This is a genomic window from Solidesulfovibrio fructosivorans JJ] (genome assembly GCF_000179555.1).
GTDB lineage: Bacteria > Desulfobacterota > Desulfovibrionia > Desulfovibrionales > Desulfovibrionaceae > Solidesulfovibrio > Solidesulfovibrio fructosivorans.
The window spans coordinates 1-17308 of record NZ_AECZ01000012.1; the positions used below are offsets into that span (position 1 = coordinate 1).

18 protein-coding genes, 1 tRNA gene and 1 pseudogene are annotated in these 17308 nt (G+C 63.2%); 5 read left to right on the top strand and 15 right to left on the bottom strand.

The features are described from left to right. Positions 1-31 precede the first annotated feature (31 nt). A complete protein-coding gene (locus tag DESFRDRAFT_RS10035; protein WP_005993560.1) occupies positions 32-688 on the bottom strand; it encodes a DedA family protein in 657 nt (218 codons plus the stop codon). Positions 689-815: 127 nt separating this feature from the next. Between DESFRDRAFT_RS10035 and DESFRDRAFT_RS10040 the strand changes: the two genes are divergently transcribed. Beyond that, a complete protein-coding gene (locus DESFRDRAFT_RS10040; protein ID WP_005993561.1) occupies positions 816-2105 on the top strand; it encodes an RsmB/NOP family class I SAM-dependent RNA methyltransferase in 1290 nt (429 codons plus the stop codon). A 20-nt stretch (positions 2106-2125) separates the two neighbouring features. Next, the gene (locus DESFRDRAFT_RS10045; protein WP_005993562.1) at positions 2126-2953 is read left to right on the top strand and encodes a class I fructose-bisphosphate aldolase; all 828 of its coding nucleotides are present in this window, start codon (positions 2126-2128) and stop codon (positions 2951-2953) included. 85 nt (positions 2954-3038) lie between these two features. Here DESFRDRAFT_RS10045 and DESFRDRAFT_RS10050 read toward each other — a convergent pair whose 3' ends face one another. From DESFRDRAFT_RS10050 to DESFRDRAFT_RS10060, 3 genes are all read right to left on the bottom strand, one after another. Next, on the bottom strand, positions 3039-5147 hold the full coding sequence (locus tag DESFRDRAFT_RS10050) for a SpoIIE family protein phosphatase (RefSeq protein WP_005993563.1): 2109 nt from the start codon (positions 5145-5147) through the stop codon (positions 3039-3041). A gap of 77 nt (positions 5148-5224) precedes the next feature. Beyond that, positions 5225-7072 carry a chloride channel protein gene (locus DESFRDRAFT_RS10055; RefSeq protein ID WP_005993564.1) on the bottom strand — a complete coding sequence of 616 codons (1848 nt, stop codon included), beginning with the start codon at positions 7070-7072 and terminating at the stop codon, positions 5225-5227. Positions 7073-7086: 14 nt separating this feature from the next. Then, positions 7087-8025, bottom strand: coding sequence for a bifunctional riboflavin kinase/FAD synthetase (locus DESFRDRAFT_RS10060; RefSeq protein WP_005993565.1), 939 nt, complete (start codon positions 8023-8025; stop codon positions 7087-7089). 176 nt (positions 8026-8201) lie between these two features. Here DESFRDRAFT_RS10060 and DESFRDRAFT_RS10065 point away from each other — a divergent pair. Further along, positions 8202-8288, top strand: a tRNA-Leu gene (locus tag DESFRDRAFT_RS10065). A gap of 190 nt (positions 8289-8478) precedes the next feature. Here the strand turns inward: DESFRDRAFT_RS10065 and DESFRDRAFT_RS23260 are convergent. From DESFRDRAFT_RS23260 to DESFRDRAFT_RS10095, 8 genes and pseudogenes are all read right to left on the bottom strand, one after another. Beyond that, positions 8479-8802, bottom strand: a pseudogene (locus DESFRDRAFT_RS23260) (GNAT family N-acetyltransferase); the annotation flags it as partial. Positions 8803-8826: 24 nt separating this feature from the next. Beyond that, entirely contained in the window at positions 8827-9435 is a 609-nt protein-coding gene (locus DESFRDRAFT_RS22125; RefSeq protein WP_144004996.1) for a GNAT family N-acetyltransferase, read from the bottom strand. A 462-nt stretch (positions 9436-9897) separates the two neighbouring features. Continuing rightward, positions 9898-10770 carry a hypothetical protein gene (locus DESFRDRAFT_RS10070; protein ID WP_005993570.1) on the bottom strand — a complete coding sequence of 291 codons (873 nt, stop codon included), beginning with the start codon at positions 10768-10770 and terminating at the stop codon, positions 9898-9900. Between the two features lie 13 nt (positions 10771-10783). Further along, on the bottom strand, positions 10784-11035 hold the full coding sequence (locus DESFRDRAFT_RS10075) for a hypothetical protein (RefSeq protein ID WP_005993572.1): 252 nt from the start codon (positions 11033-11035) through the stop codon (positions 10784-10786). A gap of 70 nt (positions 11036-11105) precedes the next feature. Continuing rightward, on the bottom strand, positions 11106-11444 hold the full coding sequence (locus DESFRDRAFT_RS10080; RefSeq protein WP_005993573.1) for a hypothetical protein: 339 nt from the start codon (positions 11442-11444) through the stop codon (positions 11106-11108). A gap of 22 nt (positions 11445-11466) precedes the next feature. After that, entirely contained in the window at positions 11467-12489 is a 1023-nt protein-coding gene (locus tag DESFRDRAFT_RS10085) for a sulfite exporter TauE/SafE family protein (protein ID WP_005993574.1), read from the bottom strand. Between the two features lie 27 nt (positions 12490-12516). Further along, positions 12517-12816 (bottom strand): DVU0150 family protein, encoded by a 300-nt coding sequence (locus DESFRDRAFT_RS10090; protein WP_005993575.1) that lies wholly within the window; start codon positions 12814-12816, stop codon positions 12517-12519. Between the two features lie 21 nt (positions 12817-12837). Next, on the bottom strand, positions 12838-13248 hold the full coding sequence (locus DESFRDRAFT_RS10095) for a universal stress protein (RefSeq protein ID WP_005993576.1): 411 nt from the start codon (positions 13246-13248) through the stop codon (positions 12838-12840). On the opposite strand from DESFRDRAFT_RS10095, the gene DESFRDRAFT_RS10100 reads away from it, so the two are divergent. Both DESFRDRAFT_RS10100 and DESFRDRAFT_RS10105 read left to right on the top strand, forming a co-directional pair. Next, a complete protein-coding gene (locus DESFRDRAFT_RS10100; RefSeq protein WP_043794462.1) occupies positions 13247-13477 on the top strand; it encodes a hypothetical protein in 231 nt (76 codons plus the stop codon). The genes DESFRDRAFT_RS10095 and DESFRDRAFT_RS10100 overlap by 2 nt on opposite strands. 171 nt (positions 13478-13648) lie before the next feature. Continuing rightward, on the top strand, positions 13649-16084 hold the full coding sequence (locus tag DESFRDRAFT_RS10105; RefSeq protein WP_144004997.1) for a sigma-54-dependent transcriptional regulator: 2436 nt from the start codon (positions 13649-13651) through the stop codon (positions 16082-16084). 43 nt (positions 16085-16127) lie between these two features. Here DESFRDRAFT_RS10105 and DESFRDRAFT_RS10110 read toward each other — a convergent pair whose 3' ends face one another. The 3 genes from DESFRDRAFT_RS10110 to DESFRDRAFT_RS10120 all read right to left on the bottom strand — a co-directional run bounded on the left by DESFRDRAFT_RS10110 (position 16128) and on the right by DESFRDRAFT_RS10120 (position 17073). Then, complete coding sequence (locus DESFRDRAFT_RS10110; RefSeq protein ID WP_005993578.1) at positions 16128-16337, bottom strand: hypothetical protein; 210 nt, start codon at positions 16335-16337, stop codon at positions 16128-16130. Between the two features lie 44 nt (positions 16338-16381). Continuing rightward, the gene (locus DESFRDRAFT_RS10115) at positions 16382-16768 is read right to left on the bottom strand and encodes a PaaI family thioesterase (RefSeq protein ID WP_005993580.1); all 387 of its coding nucleotides are present in this window, start codon (positions 16766-16768) and stop codon (positions 16382-16384) included. A 134-nt stretch (positions 16769-16902) separates the two neighbouring features. Next, complete coding sequence (locus DESFRDRAFT_RS10120) at positions 16903-17073, bottom strand: Flp family type IVb pilin (RefSeq protein ID WP_005993582.1); 171 nt, start codon at positions 17071-17073, stop codon at positions 16903-16905. Positions 17074-17308: the final 235 nt, after the last annotated feature.

Sequence of the window (17308 nt, forward strand, 5' to 3'; positions counted from 1 at the left end):
GGGGTTCCCGCCCCCCCAGTTCCTCCTCCTCCTACTCCGCCGCTTCGGCGGCGGCGCGGCGGCGGTGGCGGATGTATTCGATGATGCCGGGCAGGATGGAGATGAAGATGACGGCGATGATGGCCACGCTGAAGTTGCGTTTGATGAAGGGCAGGTTGCCGAAGAAGTAGCCGACGTAGACGAAGATGCCGACCCAGAGGATTGCGCCGCCGATGCTGTAGGCCAGGAATTTGGCGTAGGTCATGCGGGCGATGCCGGCGACGAAGGGGGAAAAGGTGCGCACGATGGGCACGAACCGGGCCAGGATGACGGTTTTGCCGCCGTGGCGTTCGTAGAAGGCGTGGGCGCGCAGCAGGTATTCCTTTTTGAAGAACCGCGTTTTTTCACGTTCGAACACGGCCGGGCCGACACGGCGGCCGATCCAGTAGTTGACGTTGTCGCCGAGGAAGGCGGCGGTCACGAGCAGGATGAAGATGATGTTGGGGTTGAGGACTCCCGCGCCGCACAGGGCGCCGGTGGCGAACAGCAGGGAGTCGCCGGGCAGGAACGGGGTGACCACGAGCCCTGTCTCGCAAAAAATGATCATGAAAAGGATGAAATAGGTCCAGGTGCCGTAATCGGTGGCGATGATGCTCAAGTGTTTGTCGACATGCAGGACGATGTCGACGAGTTGCAGGAGAAAGTCCATGCGGGCTCCTTGTGGCGTAATGGGAGAGGCCCTTGCATAGGCGGGCGGGGGGCGTTTGGCAAGGGTGCCGCGCCTGCCTGCGCGACGGGGCTTTTCAAGGCCCGGGGCGCGCTGTAGGTTGACCGCCATGCCGCAAAGCGATCCCGCCCATTGTAGCGATGCCGTCCCCGCCGGAACCGGCCGCAGTTTCCGTCTGGTCTGTCCGGCGCGGGACATTCCCTTGGTCGAGGCGCTGTTGGCCGCGACTGGCCATCGTGGCGCGCCGGAGCCTTTTTCGCCCTGCTGCCGGCGCCTTGCGGACGAGCCCACGCCGCTGGGGAGTTCGCTGGCCGCCCGGTTCGGCTACATCCATATCCAGGACCGCTCGTCCATGTTGCCGCCGCTGTTGCTCGATCCGCCGGCCGGGGCGCGGGTGCTCGACATGTGCGCCGCGCCGGGCGGCAAAACCGGGTTTCTGGCCCAGCTTGTGGGGCCGACAGGGTTTGTCCTTGGCAACGAGCCGTCCCCGGACCGTCTGGCGACGCTGAGACAGACGCTTTTGCGGGAGAATCTGGCCAATACGGCCACCTGCGCCCAGACCGATCTGTCGCCGTTTTTTCCGGAGGGGGCGTTCACCCACATTCTGCTCGACCCGCCGTGCAGCGGCTGGGGCACGCTGGATAAGAACCCCCAGGCGGCGCGTATCTGGAGCGGGGACAAGGTCGCGCCGCTTATCGCCTTGCAGCGAAAGCTTTTGGAAACGGCGGCGCGGCTGCTGGTTCCGGGCGGGCGGCTGCTGTATTCCACCTGCACCACCAATGTCGTGGAAAACGAGGACCAGACGCGTTTCGCACTGGACCATCTGCCCCTTGCGCCGTTGCCGCTGACGCCCCCGGAGGGATTCGTGTTCGAGGCCCCGCATCGGGACGACGTCTCGGGCGTGTTACGGGTGGACAGCCGCGCCTCGGCGGCCCAGGGTTTTTACATGGCCCTTTACGAAAAGACCGGCGGCGCTGCGGCGGCCGATGAGGCGGACGGGGAACTGCCCGGGACGCCGGTGCCGGAAAAGGCGCTTGTCGCGTCCGGCTGCGATCTTGCCGGGCTGCCGCCGGGGAAGGTCATGGCCTTTGGCGACAAGGCGTTTTTCCTCCATGCCGGCGCGGCGGCCATTCCGGCCGGGTTGCGCTACCAGGGGCACCAGGTCGGGACGTACCGGGCGGGCGTTTTCCGGCCCCAGGCCCGGGCGCGGCTATTTCTTTCGCGGGAGGCCCAAGGGGCGGGGTTGAACGAGGAAGCGCTTTGCCGTATCGAGGCTCTCCTGGCCGGCCAAAGCCTGCCGGCGGGGGATCTGCCGGCGCGGCCGGGTCTTTTTTTTCGCGGCCTGCCGCTGGGGTTTCTCGCCCGCAAGGGCGCGCGGCTCCTGTGGTCGGACAGGTAACTTTTTTTCCTGGAGGATGCATGCACGGCAGCGATCGCAAACTGGCGCGGCTTTTTCACCCCCGGACCGGCAAGACGGTCATCGCGCCCCTGGATCATGGGGTCATGGAGGGGATGCTTTCGGGTCTCGAGGAGCTTTCGCGCCTGATCGAGCTGGTGGGGGAATTTCCCATCCAGGGCGTCGTGCTCAACAAGGGGGCCATGCGGGCGCACCTTGCCGAGGTGCCGCTTTTCGCCATGGCCGTGGCCCAGCTTTCCGGCGGCACGCGCCACTGCCTGCCGCCCTATGCCCGCAGCCTCATGTGCGGCGCGGCCGAGGGGCTGCGCCTCGGCGCGGACATGGTGGCGGTGCAGGTCAACATCGCCAACGAGCTCGAGGACCGGATGCTGGCCGACATGGGGGCCATCGTGGACGAGGCCCATGGGCTTGGCGTGCCGGTTCTGGCGCTCATCACGCCCAAGGGCGAGCGGGTGGTCAACGAGAACGACCCGAGCCTCATCAACCACTGCATCCGGCTCGGGGCCGAGCTTGGCGCGGACATCACGGGCGTGCCGTATTCCGGGGACGCGCGCAGCTTTTCCCGGGCGGTCGGCGCGTCGAGCGTGCCGGTGGTGGTGACGGGCGGGCCGTCCCGGGCGGAATTCAAGGGCTTTGCGACCATGGTGGCCGAGGCGCTTGCCGCCGGCGCGGCCGGCACCTGCATCGGGCGCAACGTCTGGCAGCATCCCAATCCGCGCGAGGCCTTGCGGCGCATCGTGGAGCTCGTGCACGGGACCGAGGAGGTGGAGGCGGTCGAAGCGGCCGTGGCCGCGGCCCGGGAGGCGCGGCAGGCGGAGGAAGAGGATTGAACGGCTGATGCGAGAGGGGAAACCCTTTTCACAGGGTTCTCCCCTCTCGCGCGCTCCCCTTCCTAAATCTTACGATGGGATAGAGTCACTTCGTGGCTTTGATGACCACCAGCGTCACGTCGTCCTCCAGGTGCGCGCCGGCCTTGAATTCCTTGAGGTCCGCCACCAGCGCGTTGACGATGGCCGAGGCCGGCCGGTGGGCCTCCCGGCGCACGATCTCCTCGATGCGCTCCTTGCCGTACATGGCGTCCTCGCCGTTTCGGGCCTCGTGGATGCCGTCCGTGAAAAGCACCAGCACCTGTCCGGGGGCCAGCCACGGCCGCCGCGACTCCTCGTAGCGCCAGTCGGCCATGGCCCCGAGCGGAATGCCGTTGCCCATGAGCTGGTCGAAGGAATCCGTGGCCGGGTCGTAGAGCAGGCCCGGATCGTGCCCGGCCCGGCACCAGACGAGTTCGTGGGCGGTCTTGTCCAGGCGCAGGAAAAACAGCGTGATGAACCGGCCCGTCATCTGCGTGTCCTGGCACAGCAGGTCGTTGACCTCGGTCAAAAGGGCCCCGGGACCGGGGCGGTCGATGGCCCGGCCGCGCAAAAGCGCCCGGCCCGTGGCCATGAAAAGCGCCGCCGACACGCCGTGCCCGGTCACGTCGCCGACCACGATGTCGGCATGGGCCGCGTCGTCCTGGGCGAATTCCAGAAAATCGAAATAGTCGCCGCCGGTCTCGTCGCAGTAGAGGCTCAGCGCCGCCACATCCATGCCGTCCATGGTCGGCGGCCGGCCCGGCAGCAGGTTTTGCTGCACCTCCATGGCGAGGGACATGTCGTGTTTGAGCTTCACCCGTTCGAGCAGCTGGGGAGCCATCTCGTTGAACGCCCGGCCGAGGTCGCCCAGTTCGTCGCTGCCCCGCGCCGGCACCTGGGCCGTAAAATCCCCGGTGGCGAGCCTTTCCGCCGCCGCCGCCAGTTCCTTGACCGGCCGGGTGACGGTCTTAGACGCGGACAGGGCGATGCCGACCACCACGCCCACGGCCGCCAGCACGAACCAGCCGATATCCTTGAGCAGGCCGTCGATCGCGGACAGCACGCGGTGTTCGGCCCGTTTGGCGTCGTTGATCACCACCGATCGGGGCGCGGCCAGGGCCACGGCCAGTTGTTTGTCGCGAATGGGCGCGTAGGCGAAAAGCGTGTCCCGGCCCTTGTACTCGAGCCGCTGTACTCCGGACCGGCCCGCTTCCAGGTCGGCGATGACGGCGGCCAGGGCGTCTCCCTGGGGCGAGTCGATGCGTTCGAGCTCCACCGGCGCGGTCCAGTCCTTGGTTTTTTGGATATAGTCGCGGCGGGCCACGATCACGAGTTCCGGCTGGCCGGAAACGGTCTTCCGGCTGACCGAAACCACCATGGACTGCATGGCGTCGCCCCAGGCGGTGGACAGGTCGCTTTCGAGGAACAGGTCGCCCATGGAAATGTCCAGGCCGGCGACGCCGAGCACCTTTCCGCTCGGCGCGCGCAGGGCCAGGGCCATGGTGGCCAGCACCTGGCGCGTGACGGCGTCGGTCATGATGTCCCAGGTGATGCCGTGCGACGTGGCCGCGTTTTGATACCAGGCCCGGCGGCGGGGATCGTAGTCCGCCGGATAGCCGCCATGGCCGGGATAGGCGCAGTGCAGCCCCGAGGCCAGACCCACGTAGCCAAAAAGCATGAGCTTTTTGTGGCGCGCGAAAAGGGTGCGGTAAAAGGGCAGCATGTCGGAGAGCGCCTGCATCTGCGGCAGGGCTTGCTCGCGCGTGAGCCCGGGGGGGAGGTGGAAGGCCAGGGCGTCGTAGCTGGCCGAAACGTTCGTGCCGGGAATCTCGGTCAGGGTGGCCTTGGGCACGACCCCGGCGTCGAAATCCTTGTCCAGATACAGGGGGGGGACGGGCTTTTCCCAGGCGGCTTCCCGCAGGTCCCGGGCGGCCTCGTTCGCGGTCAACGCCAGGGAGGTTTGCAGGAGGTCGAGGGTGTCGGCGCAGTTTTCGCCCAGCATGTCGGCGGTCTGGCGCAGCTCCTTGCCGGCGCTGACTTCCAGGGCCATGGCCGCGCGTTCGGAAAGCTCATGGCCCAGCCGGTCCGTCTGCCGCCAGGCGTAAAACCCCAGGGCGCACAGGGGCGTGACGACCATCACGAGCAGGAATACACAGAATTTCGAACGGATTCGCATGTGCCGCTCCCCGGGTCGCGGTTGCCGCGCTCCTCCGCATGCCCTTTTCCCGGCGGGCATGGCGGCGGCAAAAACGATCAGTCTTCTTCTTTGAGCTTCTTAAGCGTCTTGGAGTAGGCCGTAAAGACATGCTGGCGGCCGAGCATGCCGAGCACCGCGTTGGGCTTGTCCAAGGCGACCACGGGCAACTGGGAAAGCTCCGTTTCGATGAAAAGCATCACCGCGTCGTACAGCGACATGTCCGGATGGATGACCACCAGCGGCCTGGTCAGCTCGCCGACCAGGACCAGGTCGTGCAGGCATTCCTCGAACAGCACGTTGCGCACGTCCTGCAGGGCCAGGATGCCGGTGAGCGTCCCCTCGTGGTTTTTCACCGGAAAGACCATGGCGCTCGTGCCGGAGATGATGTGGGCCAGGGCTTTCAAGGTGACGCTCTCCTCGAGGATGGTGGTGCGGCTCGGGGTGAAGACGCTCGAAACCGGCACGCCCTCGAGGATGTTGTTGGTGGCGTCGGAGACGTGGGCCGGGGAGGCGAACTTGTTGTCCACCTGGTTTTCGTAGAGGTGGATGTCGTCGCAAAGGACCAGGGCGATGGCCGAGCACAGCATGAGCGGCGCGAGCAGGCCGTAGCCCTGGGTGATCTCGCAGACCATGATCAGCGGGCCGATGGGGGCGTGGGCCACGCCGGCGAAAAAGGTGGCCATGCCGACCATGGTGTAGCCGCCGGGCTGGGACACGATGTCCGGGCGCAGCCAGTGACCGGCCTGCCCCACGATGCCGCCCGCCGCGCCGCCCAGAAACAGGGCCGGGGCGAACATGCCGCCGGAAAGTCCCGAGCCCATGGTAAGCGAGGTGGCCAGCACCTTGCCGAAGAAAAGCCCGACCAGAAACGTCAGCCCGATCTGCCCGTTGACCGACAGCTCCAGCCAGCCGTAACCGCCGCCGAGCAGTTGCGGGTAGTACATGCCCAAAATGCCCATGCCGAGCCCACCGAGCACCATGGACGGCGTCCAGCCGAAGCGTTCCTGGATTTTTCCGAACACCTTGAACTTCATGAAGAAGAACGTGCCGAGGAAAAAACGGGCCCCAAGCGAGACGACAACGGCCAGGACCAGGTAGAACGGCAGTTCCATGGGGTTGTCGAACACATAGCGCGGCGTCTGGAGGATCGGGGCCACGCCGAAGAAAAAGGAGAAGAGCGTGTGGGCGACCACGGACGAGACAACGGCGGGCAGCAGCGCTTCGGCCTCGAAGTCCTCGGAATAGAGCACTTCCACGGCGGTGATGGCGCCGCCGAGGGGGGCGCGGAAAATGGCCCCGAGGCCGCCGGCCGCCCCGGCCAGCAGCAGGATGCGGCGCTGGCGGGTGGTCAGATGCAGCAGCCGGGCCAGAAACGAGCCCAGGCCCGCGCCGAGCTGGGAGATGGGACCTTCCTGGCCGGCCGAGCCGCCCGAGGCGATGGTGCAGATGGCCGTGGCGCCTTTGATGATCGGCACGAGCGGGCGGATGATGCCGGATTTTTTGTGGAAAGCCCTGATCATGGCATCGGTGCCGTCGGTGACGCCGCTCATGGCCTCGGGAATGAATTTGGTCGCCAGCAGGCCGGTAATGAGCCCCACGCTGGTGGTGAAGACCGGGATGAGCCAGGGACGGTAGGGGCCGGGCAGGGTCTGCTCTATGGCCTCGCCGGCCGGGTGGGGCAGGGACAGCCCGGCCAGACTCACCTGGAGGAAGTTTTGCAGTTTGTCGAGGCCGAGGAAAAACAGCACGGCCAGGGTGCCGGAGCCAAGGCCGGCGACGACCCCGAGCACCAGCCAGCGCATGAGGCTGATGCGGTTGTAGCGGCGGGTGAGGCTTCGCCAGAAAACGCGGGGTCTGCGAAAGATCGAGGGAGCGATTTTTTTCTGCGGTGGCGTGGGTTCCATGGTGCGGCTTTGGGTCAGGGCCTTGCATCGGGCGCGGCCAGGATCATCCGGGCCAGGCCGATGTCTTCCCGTATGCGGGCGGCCAGTTCGTCGGGACCGGAGAATTTTTTCTCGGAGCGGATGCGCTGCACGAAATGGACCCTGATGGGCTCTCCGTAAATCTTGCCTTTGAAATCGAGGACGTGGGCTTCGACGGACATCTCGAATTCCCCGAAGGTGGGGTTCTTGCCGATGTTGGCCACGCCCGGCCGGATGACGCCGCCGAACTCGACCCAGACCGCGTAGACGCCGGTCAGGGGTACGAGTTCGTCCTTGAAGGACAGGTTGGCGGTGGGAAAGCCGAGCTTGCGGCCGCGTTTCTGGCCGTGGGCGACCAGGCCGCGCACCTGGTGGAAGCGGCCGAGCAGGGGGCGCGCGTCCCAGACCTTGCCGGCCTGGACCATGTCGCGGATGCGGGTGGAGGAGACCACCGCGCCGTTTATGATGACCGGGTCGAGGCGTTCGACGGTAAAGCCCAGGTTTTGGCCGAGGGCGGTGAGCAGATCGAAGTTGCCGCGCCGGCCTTTGCCGAAGGCGTAATCGTAGCCGATGACGAGGTGGCGCAGGCTGAGTCCTTCGACCAGGGCCTCGCGCACGAAGTCCTCGGGCTCGCGGGCGGCCACTTCGCGGGTAAACGGCAGGACCACGGCCACCTGTATTCCCTGGGCCTCGATGCATTCGAGTTTTTGCTCGGTCGAGGTGATGGCCGGCGGGGCGGCGCTGCCGAGCAGCACCTGCCGGGGGTGGGGATCGAAGGTCAAAGCGACGCTGACCAGGGAGGCGGCGGCGGCCCGGTCGCACACACGCTGGAGCAGCTTGGCGTGGCCCATATGCACGCCGTCGAAATTACCGATGGTCAGGCATACGCCGTTTAAGGCGTCGTGGATGTCCGCGATGCGGGTAACGACAATCATGGGGTGGTCCGGCGGGCGGTTGTGGTTGCGCCTCGCCCGCGGCACGTCTGGTGCTACCTTAAAAGAGAGGCGGCTTCAACCGGGGAGATTTTGGGCTTCGAACAAAAAAAAGCGGGCAAACGCGATTTTTTACTTGCCAAGACCGGCCCGCTTTTATAAAAGCTGTCTTCCGCACTGCCGAAGTGGTGGAATTGGTAGACACGCTAGGTTCAGGGTCTAGTTCCCGCAAGGGAGTGGGAGTTCGAGTCTCCCCTTCGGCACCAAGATTTCAAAGGGTTCAAGCTGTGATGGCTTGAACCCTTTTATCTTTTTCAGGGGTAAGAGACGGCCGGCAATCGCCCCCCAGCGTTGAAACCTTTTCAATGATAGAAGCTGGGATCTGGTGCAAGGCGTTGGTACAAAAATACCAACTGCGGGAGGCCCCTATGTGGGATTCCCAATAGCGAACGGAATTTATTTGATTTTGTATGTGTGTATTTCATATTTGCTGTTCGCATAAGAGTATTTGTATTTCTCGTCTCCTCTCAAGAAGTCGTATGAAAGAAAATTTGTTGCGGATGCAATGTCGATAATATCTGCCACCAACAAAGCCGAACCAGGCCCGAAACGTTTAAAATCCATGGTATACGCCGAATTCCATAGACTGACGGTTCTGTCCGAGTAAAAAAGCATATTATACGCCAAAATTGTTTTGCCTAAAGACATCGTAGACAAGAACATCGGAAAGCCCTCTGCCGCCAGCCCTTTGACAAATTTTCTTCTCCGCTGATCTTCGAATTTGCCTCTTGATCCTTTGGCTCGTCATTCACGATCATGGATATCCATCAATGTATCAAGATTCACATCTTTTGGAGAAACTCGGTGCCGCAACGTGGCGCCATCGCGAACAAGACGACGGAGATCCCGGTTCGCTTGCTTGCGAGTTTCGGAAGAATGCAACCAGCCCGTTGGATCTTTTCCGATGCTGGCAATATCAAGCGAATGACCAAGTACACCTTCAACGAATTCAAGGTGATTTGTTCTCTTTAATGCTTTAACCAATGGATCGCTCGGAAGGATATTCCACAACAACTTTGTATTGTACTTGGTTTCGCTCACTAAGTATTCTGCGATACAGGCAGAGATTGAGGACGTGTCGCCAGTGAATATGCTTCCGGTAATATCCGCCGCATTATAACACAATGTTCGTAATGCGCCATCGTGTGCCATTAACGGCAGCACTAACGCATTGTTGGCATCTCGAGCGACTAAAATAAAAGTGTTTGAGACGTCATTGTAACTGGTCAGCCAGGACCTCGCCCAAGCCAACCGTTGAAACGGTGTAAAGTTCTCAGTTGAATTTTCAATATGGCGCCAAATATCCGTGCCGTCGCTATCCTTCATGATATCATTGTACACATCGATTCTCATATCGCGAATAATGTTCCTCTGAAAAGTTCCCTTTGGTGGACTCAATCTTTTTACCGGAGAGCTGCCAGTCTGACATATATAAAACTGAAATGAATGAAAAGACAAGCTGACGCTAAAGGAATATCCGCAAAGATTGCGGACAGCAAAGAATAATTGCTGATAGTTGCAAACAGACAACATAACGTAGGCATTGTGACAATTGCTGTAGCAACAATATTTCTGCTTTGCCTGGTGATGCTCTTTTCAAACAGGACAAATGCATAGGATGTGTCAAACGGGCCATAAAAGAAGGGGAAACCGTTTGTGCGGCGAAGCAGTGAGAGAACTCCCACGTTGGCGACGCCTGAAAAGAGAGCGGGCTGTCACACCGGAAACCCCGGATGGCAGCCCGCTCTTTTGAGGGACGAACGCGGTTGTCCCATGCCGCGTGTCCCCGCCTGATATCCGCCGAGCGACAGCCCGTCAGCCCTCCGTGCCGCCCGGGGCCGCGTCGCCGGTCGCATCCGAAGGCATGGCCGCGCGCGACACCACATGGAACGGGGAAATGTCGGCATCGAGGCCCACTTTCGACTCGGACGATTCCTTGGCCACGCGCAGGGCGGTCAGCGTCCCCACCCGGCGCAGCTTCGGGTCGAGCAGGGCCAGCTCGTCGCCCTCCCGTATGCCGTGCTCGCTGCCCAGGCCGAAAAGAATGTCCCAGTGGTCCTTGTGTTTGGCCAGCTTGTAGATGGGGCCGAGGCCCTCGGCATGCAGCCGCGCCTCTTCCTTGCCGGCCCGGCGGTAGGCGTAAACCAACAGCAGGGCGGCCAGGGGAATGATGGCCATCACCACCCACCAGGGTCCAAGGCCCAGAAAGCGTTCGGAAAGCGACACGTAGCTTCCCCGCAGGGCGGCGGCGTCGGGGAACACGTCGACCAGCACCATGGAGCGTTCCTGGTCCGGTCCCGGCGGATGCAGCTGTTCCTTGGGGAAGACCGTCACGGCATAGCGGCCGGGAGGCGTCTGCGGGTTTACCGTAAACACGCCGCGCCAGACGCGGCCGCGCAGTTCCTGGAAATGGACGGCGATGCCGGGCGCATCGGCGTGGGTGGCCAGCACCTTGTCGTTGAGCAGGGCAATCCGTTTGTTCTCCTCGTCCGGATCGTCGGAGCGGGGCCGGTTGTAAACATTCTGGACGGATTCTGGCAGCTTGCCCACCACTTCATGGTGTTCTCCGGGCAGGCTGCGCAAAACGTCCGAGCGGGCGTCGAAGACGAGGTAGAGCACAATATCCGCGATGCATGCCAGAAAAAGGACGAACAGGAGCACCGACAGCCGCGGCAAAATGTGTCGCATGGCCGCCTCCGCGCTACTGCGCCAGGGTTTCGGCCCGCTGTTCGGCCTTCATGTCCCGTGCTTCCAGGCGCTTGATTCGCCACAGCACGATGTAGGCCAGGGCGATGGTGGGCACGAAGAGCGGCACGTAGCAGTGCAGAAACGTCTCGGAAAAATCGGCCGAGGTGTTGAAGCATTTGGAAAAAGTGTAGGTCAGCTCGGCGATGATCAGGATGTCCATGGTGATCAGGGTGACGGCCCGCTTGGCGGCGTGGGACAGGGACATGGCGCAACTCCTTGGAGAGTAAGGCGGAAGCGCCCCGTTTCCGGAACGCCTCCGCCGATTGGGGTGGGGGTTACTTTTTGCGCAGGTCCTGCTTGGAGACGTTCATGACCTTGGCGGCCTTCTTCTTCTCGCCTTCCACGGTGTAGGCGATGCGCAGGATGTCGCCGGGCTGGGGCGGAATCCCGATTTTGGCTTCGCTGACGTCATAGACGGTCAGGATGCCCGTGGACTTGCCGTAGGGGCTCTCGGGGCCGAAGTTGGTGTCGTAGGCTTCGACCTTGATGGTTTTCTGGGCGTTGTTGCTTTCCAGGCATTTTCCCTGGACCACGCTGAAGGCCAGGGCCTGTCCGGCCGCGAAGATCAGGCCAAGGGCCAGGGCCAGGGTGACAATGGTATGTTGACGGCGCATGGCGGTTCCTCCGTTGACTGGGTTAGGCGGATTGTTCCCGGGCCTTCTTGGCGCGCAGTTCCTTGGCCGCGCCGGAAAGCATGATCCTGATGATCCACAGGCAGATGATGGTGATGGTCCCGAGAATGACCACCGTGGCCGCGGCGTTGAACTTGAACTGCTTGAGGATGATGGAGAGCATGCAGCACAGAACGGCCACGCCGAAGGCCAGGCGGATGCCGTAGCCCTTGGCGTACTTGGTGGCCACGGTGCCGATCTGGGCGCCGATGGCCGCGCCGGAGAGCATCACGAAGACGGCCACGAGTTCGATGCGTCCCTTGAGGGCGTAGGTGAACGAGCCGTAAAGGCCGGAGATCATGACCTCGAAGAGGTCGGTGCCCACGGCGATGTGGGTCGGGCAGCCGATGAGGTAGACCAGGGCCGGCATGCGGAAGAGACCGCCGCCGATGCCGAGGAAGCCCGCCAGCACGCCGGTGAGGTAGCTGACCAGGATGGGCAGCCAGACCGAGCAGGTGAAGCCGGCCGTCTTGAAGTACATCATGGGCGGAATGTTGATCCGCTGCATGGTCTTGTACCAGGTCAGGCCTTCGCCGCTCTCCCCGCTGCTCTTTTTCTTGCTGGTCGCCTTGTGATAGTCATAAAAGACCATCCAGGAAATCAGGGCCAGAAGCACCACGTACACCCAGCGAACGACCGGCCCGATGGTGCCTAGCCGCTCGAGTTTCATGACGATCTGGGCGCCGCATTCGATGCCGATCATGGTGCCGATCAGCATGACGAAGCCGAGTTTGTAGTCCACGTTGCCGAATTTGGCGTGGCGCATGGTGGAGATCATCGATTTGCCGGCGATGTGGGCGATGTCGGTGCCGATGGCGAAGGCCATGGGGAAACCCAGGATGTTGAGGCCCGGCGTGACCATCCAGGCGCCGGCCATGCCGAAGAAACCGCCGATGACGCCGACCGAGAAGCCGATCAGCACGAGGCCGGGCCACAAAATCTCCACACCCGCGATGGGCATGTACAGGTAAAGCCAACTGGTATCCATGGCGTATCCTCCTTGCAGGGTGTGGCGCTAGTTTTCGATGATCTTGCGGGACTTGAGGTCAAGCCCGGTGCGGGACATGATGAAGTCCATGAGCACGCCGAGGAAGCAGCCGTAGCCGGCGGTCAGCACCACGGCCCATACCGCGAACAACACAGGATTGAAGTTGTAGAGGTTGGCGAAGTATTTCATGATATCCGAAGTGATGACGCGCGTATCGGCCACGACGACCAGTTCGCTCGCCGAGCCGCCGGCGGCCAGGGCCAGTGCCGGAATGAGCAGTCCCGAAAGCAGGGTCAATCCCGTTACCCATAACGTGCGACGCAACATACGTACCTCCAGCGGTTGCAGTTATTTTACCACGAACACGGAACAGGGAGCATGGGCCACCACGCCCTGGGCGACGCTGCCGACCAGCAAACGCTCCAGCCTGGATTTGCCCTTATGTCCGATGACGATGCGATCCGCGCTGATCTCCTTGGCGTAGGTCACGATGGAAGAAGCCGGGGATTCGCTTTGCTCCACACGGGTCTGGGCGTGCACCCCCTTGGCGGCGGCTGCTTCCTTGGCGGCGGCCACGGTTTTTTCGGCTACCGCCCGCAGCTTGTCGTTCATGCCCGGCGGCATGTCGTCGATATCGTCGAGCAGCGAGGCTACGGAGATGATGGTGAGCTCGGCCGCTTTGTCGACGGCCATGGTAACGGCTGTTTCCAGGACTTTTCCGGCAAAGGCGGAATCGTCGATGGCCACGAGGATTTTCATGGAGCACGCCCTCTCGTTAAAGGTTGCGGCGATCGGGTGCGGGCCACACCGGCCCGGCGTTTGTTCCAAAAAGAGCAATCGCCATGCCAAGGACCTTTTTTGCGAAATAGAGGTTTTTTATTTCAAGTACTTATCTGAAGTTTTGAAAACCGGTATTGACACCTTTGCCGGATTTGGCAAGATGGAAAAAAAAGAACTGCATTGGAAAAAGTTCTTGAGATCCCGGTAGAAAGAGAAATCCGGCAAGTTGTTGCCGGATACCGGCCGGATGGGAACGACAAGGCTGCGGCCGGATTTCGCTCTTTTTTTCACACAAAGGAGGGCGGCGATGACGTGGATGGACCTGCCCAGCCGGATACAAGCCCGATTTCTCCCATGTTATGCGCCAAACAAGCTGCGTGTGCGCACGAAGCTTTTGGCCGTGCTCATTCCCTCCATGGTGGCCATCCTGCTCGTCACCGGCTACGTCACCTACATTTTCTCGCAACAATTCCTGCAAGAGGCTTTGGAACGCAGCGGAATCGTGCAAACCCTGGCCTTGTCCAAAGCCCTGGAGGACGCCTTGGCCCGGGGGCGGCGCGACCTGCTTTTTTTCGCCGGGGAAAAGCCGACCGCCGAGGGCATGGCCGCCTATCTCACGCGGATAAACGCCCTGCGCCCCTTTCCTTACTGTGAATTCGGCTACCTGGACCTGGAAGGGCACGAGCACATCTATTACGTCACCTTGCGCGGCAAGGCGCTTCGGGTGCCGGACGCCGCCATTCCGGACATCCGGCCGAGTCCCTTCCGCCTGGTGGAGGAGGCGCGCGGCCTGGGCCCCGGCCAGGTCGTCCTCGGCCCGCTCGCCCAGCTCGACTACCACCTGACCCTCGGAACGGGCGAGGATATGGCCATGGGCGACGAGGTCTACCGCCTGGTCACGCCCCGCGCCGACGCCGCCGGCCGGATCGTGGGCGTGTACATCCTGAGCATCGAGGCGCGGGATCTGCGCAACATCCTGTCGCTGTACAACTCCATCCACTCGCCGCTGCACGGTTTCGAGCGCAGCCTGGAGGTCCGGTACAGCTTTCTCTTCGATACCGAGGGCTGGGTGTTGTTCCAGTCGGCCGAGGTCGGCGATCCCGGCCTGGAGCTCACCACGTACCTTGCCAGGGCCGGCTATTCCGGAACGCTCGGGCGGCGCGGCATGGAATCGGCCTTCCGGCCCGAGTCCCACTACAAGCATTTCTGGCGGATGATCGGCGACGTGCGCGAGGGCAAAAGCGGCATCATCGACAAGGCCGACGACGGTCAGCTCGACGTCGGCGGGTTTCGCGCCAGCTACATGCCCTATGCCCCGGTACGGTTTGCCCCGTCGGAAAACGGCACGCCCAAGGTGGTGGCCGGCGTGGCTTACATGGACAAGACGCGCATGACGCTGCGCGCCGGCTACAAGCAGGTGGACGTGGTCTTCATCATCACGCTTTCGGCCATCATCCTGGTCACGGGGCTCATCACCCTGCTGGCCCGGGCCATCACCCGCCCCATCATCGACCTGTCGCGCTCCGTCGCCAGCATCGAATCCACAAGCGGGCTTTCGCCCATCGAGCTGCCGGATCACGACCACGAGACCACGCTTCTAAAAAACGCCATCAACGCCATGATCGCGGCCATGCGCCGCCAGTGGGGCGAGATCAAGAGCCGCGACAAGAAGATCGAACAGGTGCGCATGCGCGAGGCGGCCAGCCCCGACCCGGTTGCGCTCGGCGTCATGGCCGGGCTTTTCCCGGAGATCAAGGGGGCGGGACCGCTGCTGGAACGGCTGCGGGCGGAAGTGGCCAAGGCGGCCCAGGTGGACGCCGACGTGCTGGTGACCGGCGAAACGGGTACGGGCAAGCAGCTCGTGGCCGAGGCCATCCACCGCTACAGCCGGCGCGCGGCCAAGCCGTTCATTTCCATCAACTGCGGCGCGTTGGACGAGAATCTCCTGCTCGACACGCTGTTCGGCCACGTCAAGGGGGCCTTCACCGAGGCCCGCACCGAGCGCAAGGGCGCGTTTCTCGAGGCCGACGGCGGCATCCTGTTTCTCGACGAGATCCAAAGCGCCACGCCCAAGGTGCAGCAGGCGTTGTTGCGGGCCATCGCCATGCGCCGGGTGCGCCCTCTCGGCAGCGACAAGGAGCTGGCCGTGGACGTGCGCATCATCGCCGCCTCCAACGTGGACCTTCGCGAGGCCATTGCCCAGGGGATGTTCCGGGAGGACCTGTATTTCCGGCTCAAGGTCATTGCCGTGTCCACGCCGCCGCTGCGGCAGCACAAGATGAGCATCTCGGTTCTGGCCCACCATTTTCTCAAGCAGGCCGGCGACACCACGGCCCGGCGGGGACTTGGGCTCTCACGGGGGGCGCTGGCCAAGCTGACCGCCTACGACTGGCCGGGCAACATCCGGGAACTCAAGCACTGCATCCTGCGAGCGGCGGTCATGTCCGAGCACAGCGTCATCCAGGATACGGACATCGTGCTTGAGGCCGATGCCGGAACCTTCGACGCGGCCGGGACGGAACAGGCGGGCGAGGCGGTCGCGGCCCCGTCCGACGAGTCCTTGACCCTCGCCGTCGCGCCTGTCGAACCGGTGGCGCTCAACGCGCGCCAGCGGGCGGCGCTGCCCGTCATCGTGCGGGAGGGGTCGGTCACGCGGGGGCGCTACGAGGCGCTTTGCGGCGGCATTCCCCAGCGCACGGCCGTGCATGACCTGCGGGACATGGTGGACAAGGGGCTGCTCGCGCGGCGCGGCAGCGGCCCGGCCACGCGCTACGAACCCACGCAGGCCGGGATTTCCGCCGTTGGGAAGACTTGATGATGCCGCGTCTCGTCGCTTCGGGACGCGGCATGGCGGCGGCCTAGTCGGCCGTTTCCCAGGATTTGCCGTCGGCCGAAACCTTGGTCGTGACGGTCTTTCTGGCCCCGCAGTGCCGGCAGAAGACTTCCACCGTGCGCGTGGTCGGGGTGCTCGCCGCCTCGGACGAGCGCAGCGCCGGCTTGTTGCAGAAGATGCAGTCGAACTCGGGTTCCTGATCCACGGGCGCGGGCTGGCGCAGGGTGAAGCTCATGGGCGGTCTCCTGTCGGCAGGCGCGCCTGCCGTTTCTTTGCGCGTTAGGTGTCCAGGACGTGGCGCGGCGGGACGAAGCAGGTGAACGTGCCGGTAAGGACCGTCGTCTCTTCGCGGCGCACCGTCACCTCCGCCAGCCGTTTTTTCCCTTCTTCCTCCACAAGGCCCGCCTCGGCCACAAGTTCCTCGCCGACAGCCACCGGGGCCGTGAACCGGACCGTTGCCGCGCCGAGGACCACCAGCGGATCGTTGACCGCGAGCATGGCGGCATAGTCGGCCAGGCCGAAAACGAAACCGCCGTGCACCAGCCCCCTGTCGTCGGCGGCCATGGCCGGGGAGGTGGTCAGTTTGACCACGGCTCGGCCGGTGGACAGTTCCACGGGCGTGCCGCAAAGGGCCGTGTCGATGCGAAGGTGGGTGTTTTGTCGCATGGGCGCTCCTTGACCCGAACATGCCAAAAGCGCCAGGCGAGAGCAACGGCGCGAGGTCGCAAAAAAAGGCCGCTCCCCGGGAAGGGGGCGGCCTTTTTTGCGAGCGGGAAATGGTATCGTTATGCGGGCTCTGTTTAGCTGCCCTTGATGGAGGTGGCGATGGAGTCGAAGGTGGTGCTCAGGTTCTGTCCGAGGGTGGTGACGACGGTGACGATGACGGCGGCGATGAGGGCGGCCATGAGGCCGTATTCCACCGCGGTTGCTCCTTCCTCGTTACGAACGAAATTGGTGATGGCGCGCAGCATGGTTTTTCTCCTCTTTCTTTATATGTCTTGCCGGTTATATCCGTTGCCGATCTTGCCAAAGTATAAAGCACGGGGCGTGCCAGATAGTCTGGCATGGATAACCAACTGCAATCACTGGTGAAAAATGCCATCAGGTCGAAACTGTTCCTGGATGCGTGGAACAGCAGGGAGGTATTCGCGGATTTATGGAACCATGCGGCGATAATACGGTCGCGCCGCCAGGATGAGCGACGCA

Bases quoted from the DNA above. Each gene is read 5' to 3' on its own strand.
- DESFRDRAFT_RS10095 (WP_005993576.1), bottom strand. From the start codon at position 13,248: ATGAAAATCCTCGTGGCCATCGACGATTCCGCCTTTGCCGGAAAAGTC.
- DESFRDRAFT_RS10060 (WP_005993565.1), bottom strand. From the start codon at position 8,025: ATGATTGTCGTTACCCGCATCGCGGACATCCACGACGCCTTAAACGGC.
- DESFRDRAFT_RS10110 (WP_005993578.1), bottom strand. From the start codon at position 16,337: ATGAGCTTCACCCTGCGCCAGCCCGCGCCCGTGGATCAGGAACCCGAG.
- DESFRDRAFT_RS10070 (WP_005993570.1), bottom strand. From the start codon at position 10,770: ATGCGACACATTTTGCCGCGGCTGTCGGTGCTCCTGTTCGTCCTTTTT.
- DESFRDRAFT_RS10100 (WP_043794462.1), top strand. From the start codon at position 13,247: ATGGAGCACGCCCTCTCGTTAAAGGTTGCGGCGATCGGGTGCGGGCCA.
- DESFRDRAFT_RS10090 (WP_005993575.1), bottom strand. From the start codon at position 12,816: ATGTTGCGTCGCACGTTATGGGTAACGGGATTGACCCTGCTTTCGGGA.
- DESFRDRAFT_RS10045 (WP_005993562.1), top strand. From the start codon at position 2,126: ATGCACGGCAGCGATCGCAAACTGGCGCGGCTTTTTCACCCCCGGACC.
- DESFRDRAFT_RS10085 (WP_005993574.1), bottom strand. From the start codon at position 12,489: ATGGATACCAGTTGGCTTTACCTGTACATGCCCATCGCGGGTGTGGAG.
- DESFRDRAFT_RS10050 (WP_005993563.1), bottom strand. From the start codon at position 5,147: ATGCGAATCCGTTCGAAATTCTGTGTATTCCTGCTCGTGATGGTCGTC.
- DESFRDRAFT_RS10035 (WP_005993560.1), bottom strand. From the start codon at position 688: ATGGACTTTCTCCTGCAACTCGTCGACATCGTCCTGCATGTCGACAAA.
- DESFRDRAFT_RS10055 (WP_005993564.1), bottom strand. From the start codon at position 7,072: ATGGAACCCACGCCACCGCAGAAAAAAATCGCTCCCTCGATCTTTCGC.
- DESFRDRAFT_RS22125 (WP_144004996.1), bottom strand. From the start codon at position 9,435: ATGAGAATCGATGTGTACAATGATATCATGAAGGATAGCGACGGCACG.
- DESFRDRAFT_RS10075 (WP_005993572.1), bottom strand. From the start codon at position 11,035: ATGTCCCTGTCCCACGCCGCCAAGCGGGCCGTCACCCTGATCACCATG.
- DESFRDRAFT_RS10040 (WP_005993561.1), top strand. From the start codon at position 816: ATGCCGCAAAGCGATCCCGCCCATTGTAGCGATGCCGTCCCCGCCGGA.
- DESFRDRAFT_RS10120 (WP_005993582.1), bottom strand. From the start codon at position 17,073: ATGCTGCGCGCCATCACCAATTTCGTTCGTAACGAGGAAGGAGCAACC.
- DESFRDRAFT_RS10115 (WP_005993580.1), bottom strand. From the start codon at position 16,768: ATGCGACAAAACACCCACCTTCGCATCGACACGGCCCTTTGCGGCACG.
- DESFRDRAFT_RS10080 (WP_005993573.1), bottom strand. From the start codon at position 11,444: ATGCGCCGTCAACATACCATTGTCACCCTGGCCCTGGCCCTTGGCCTG.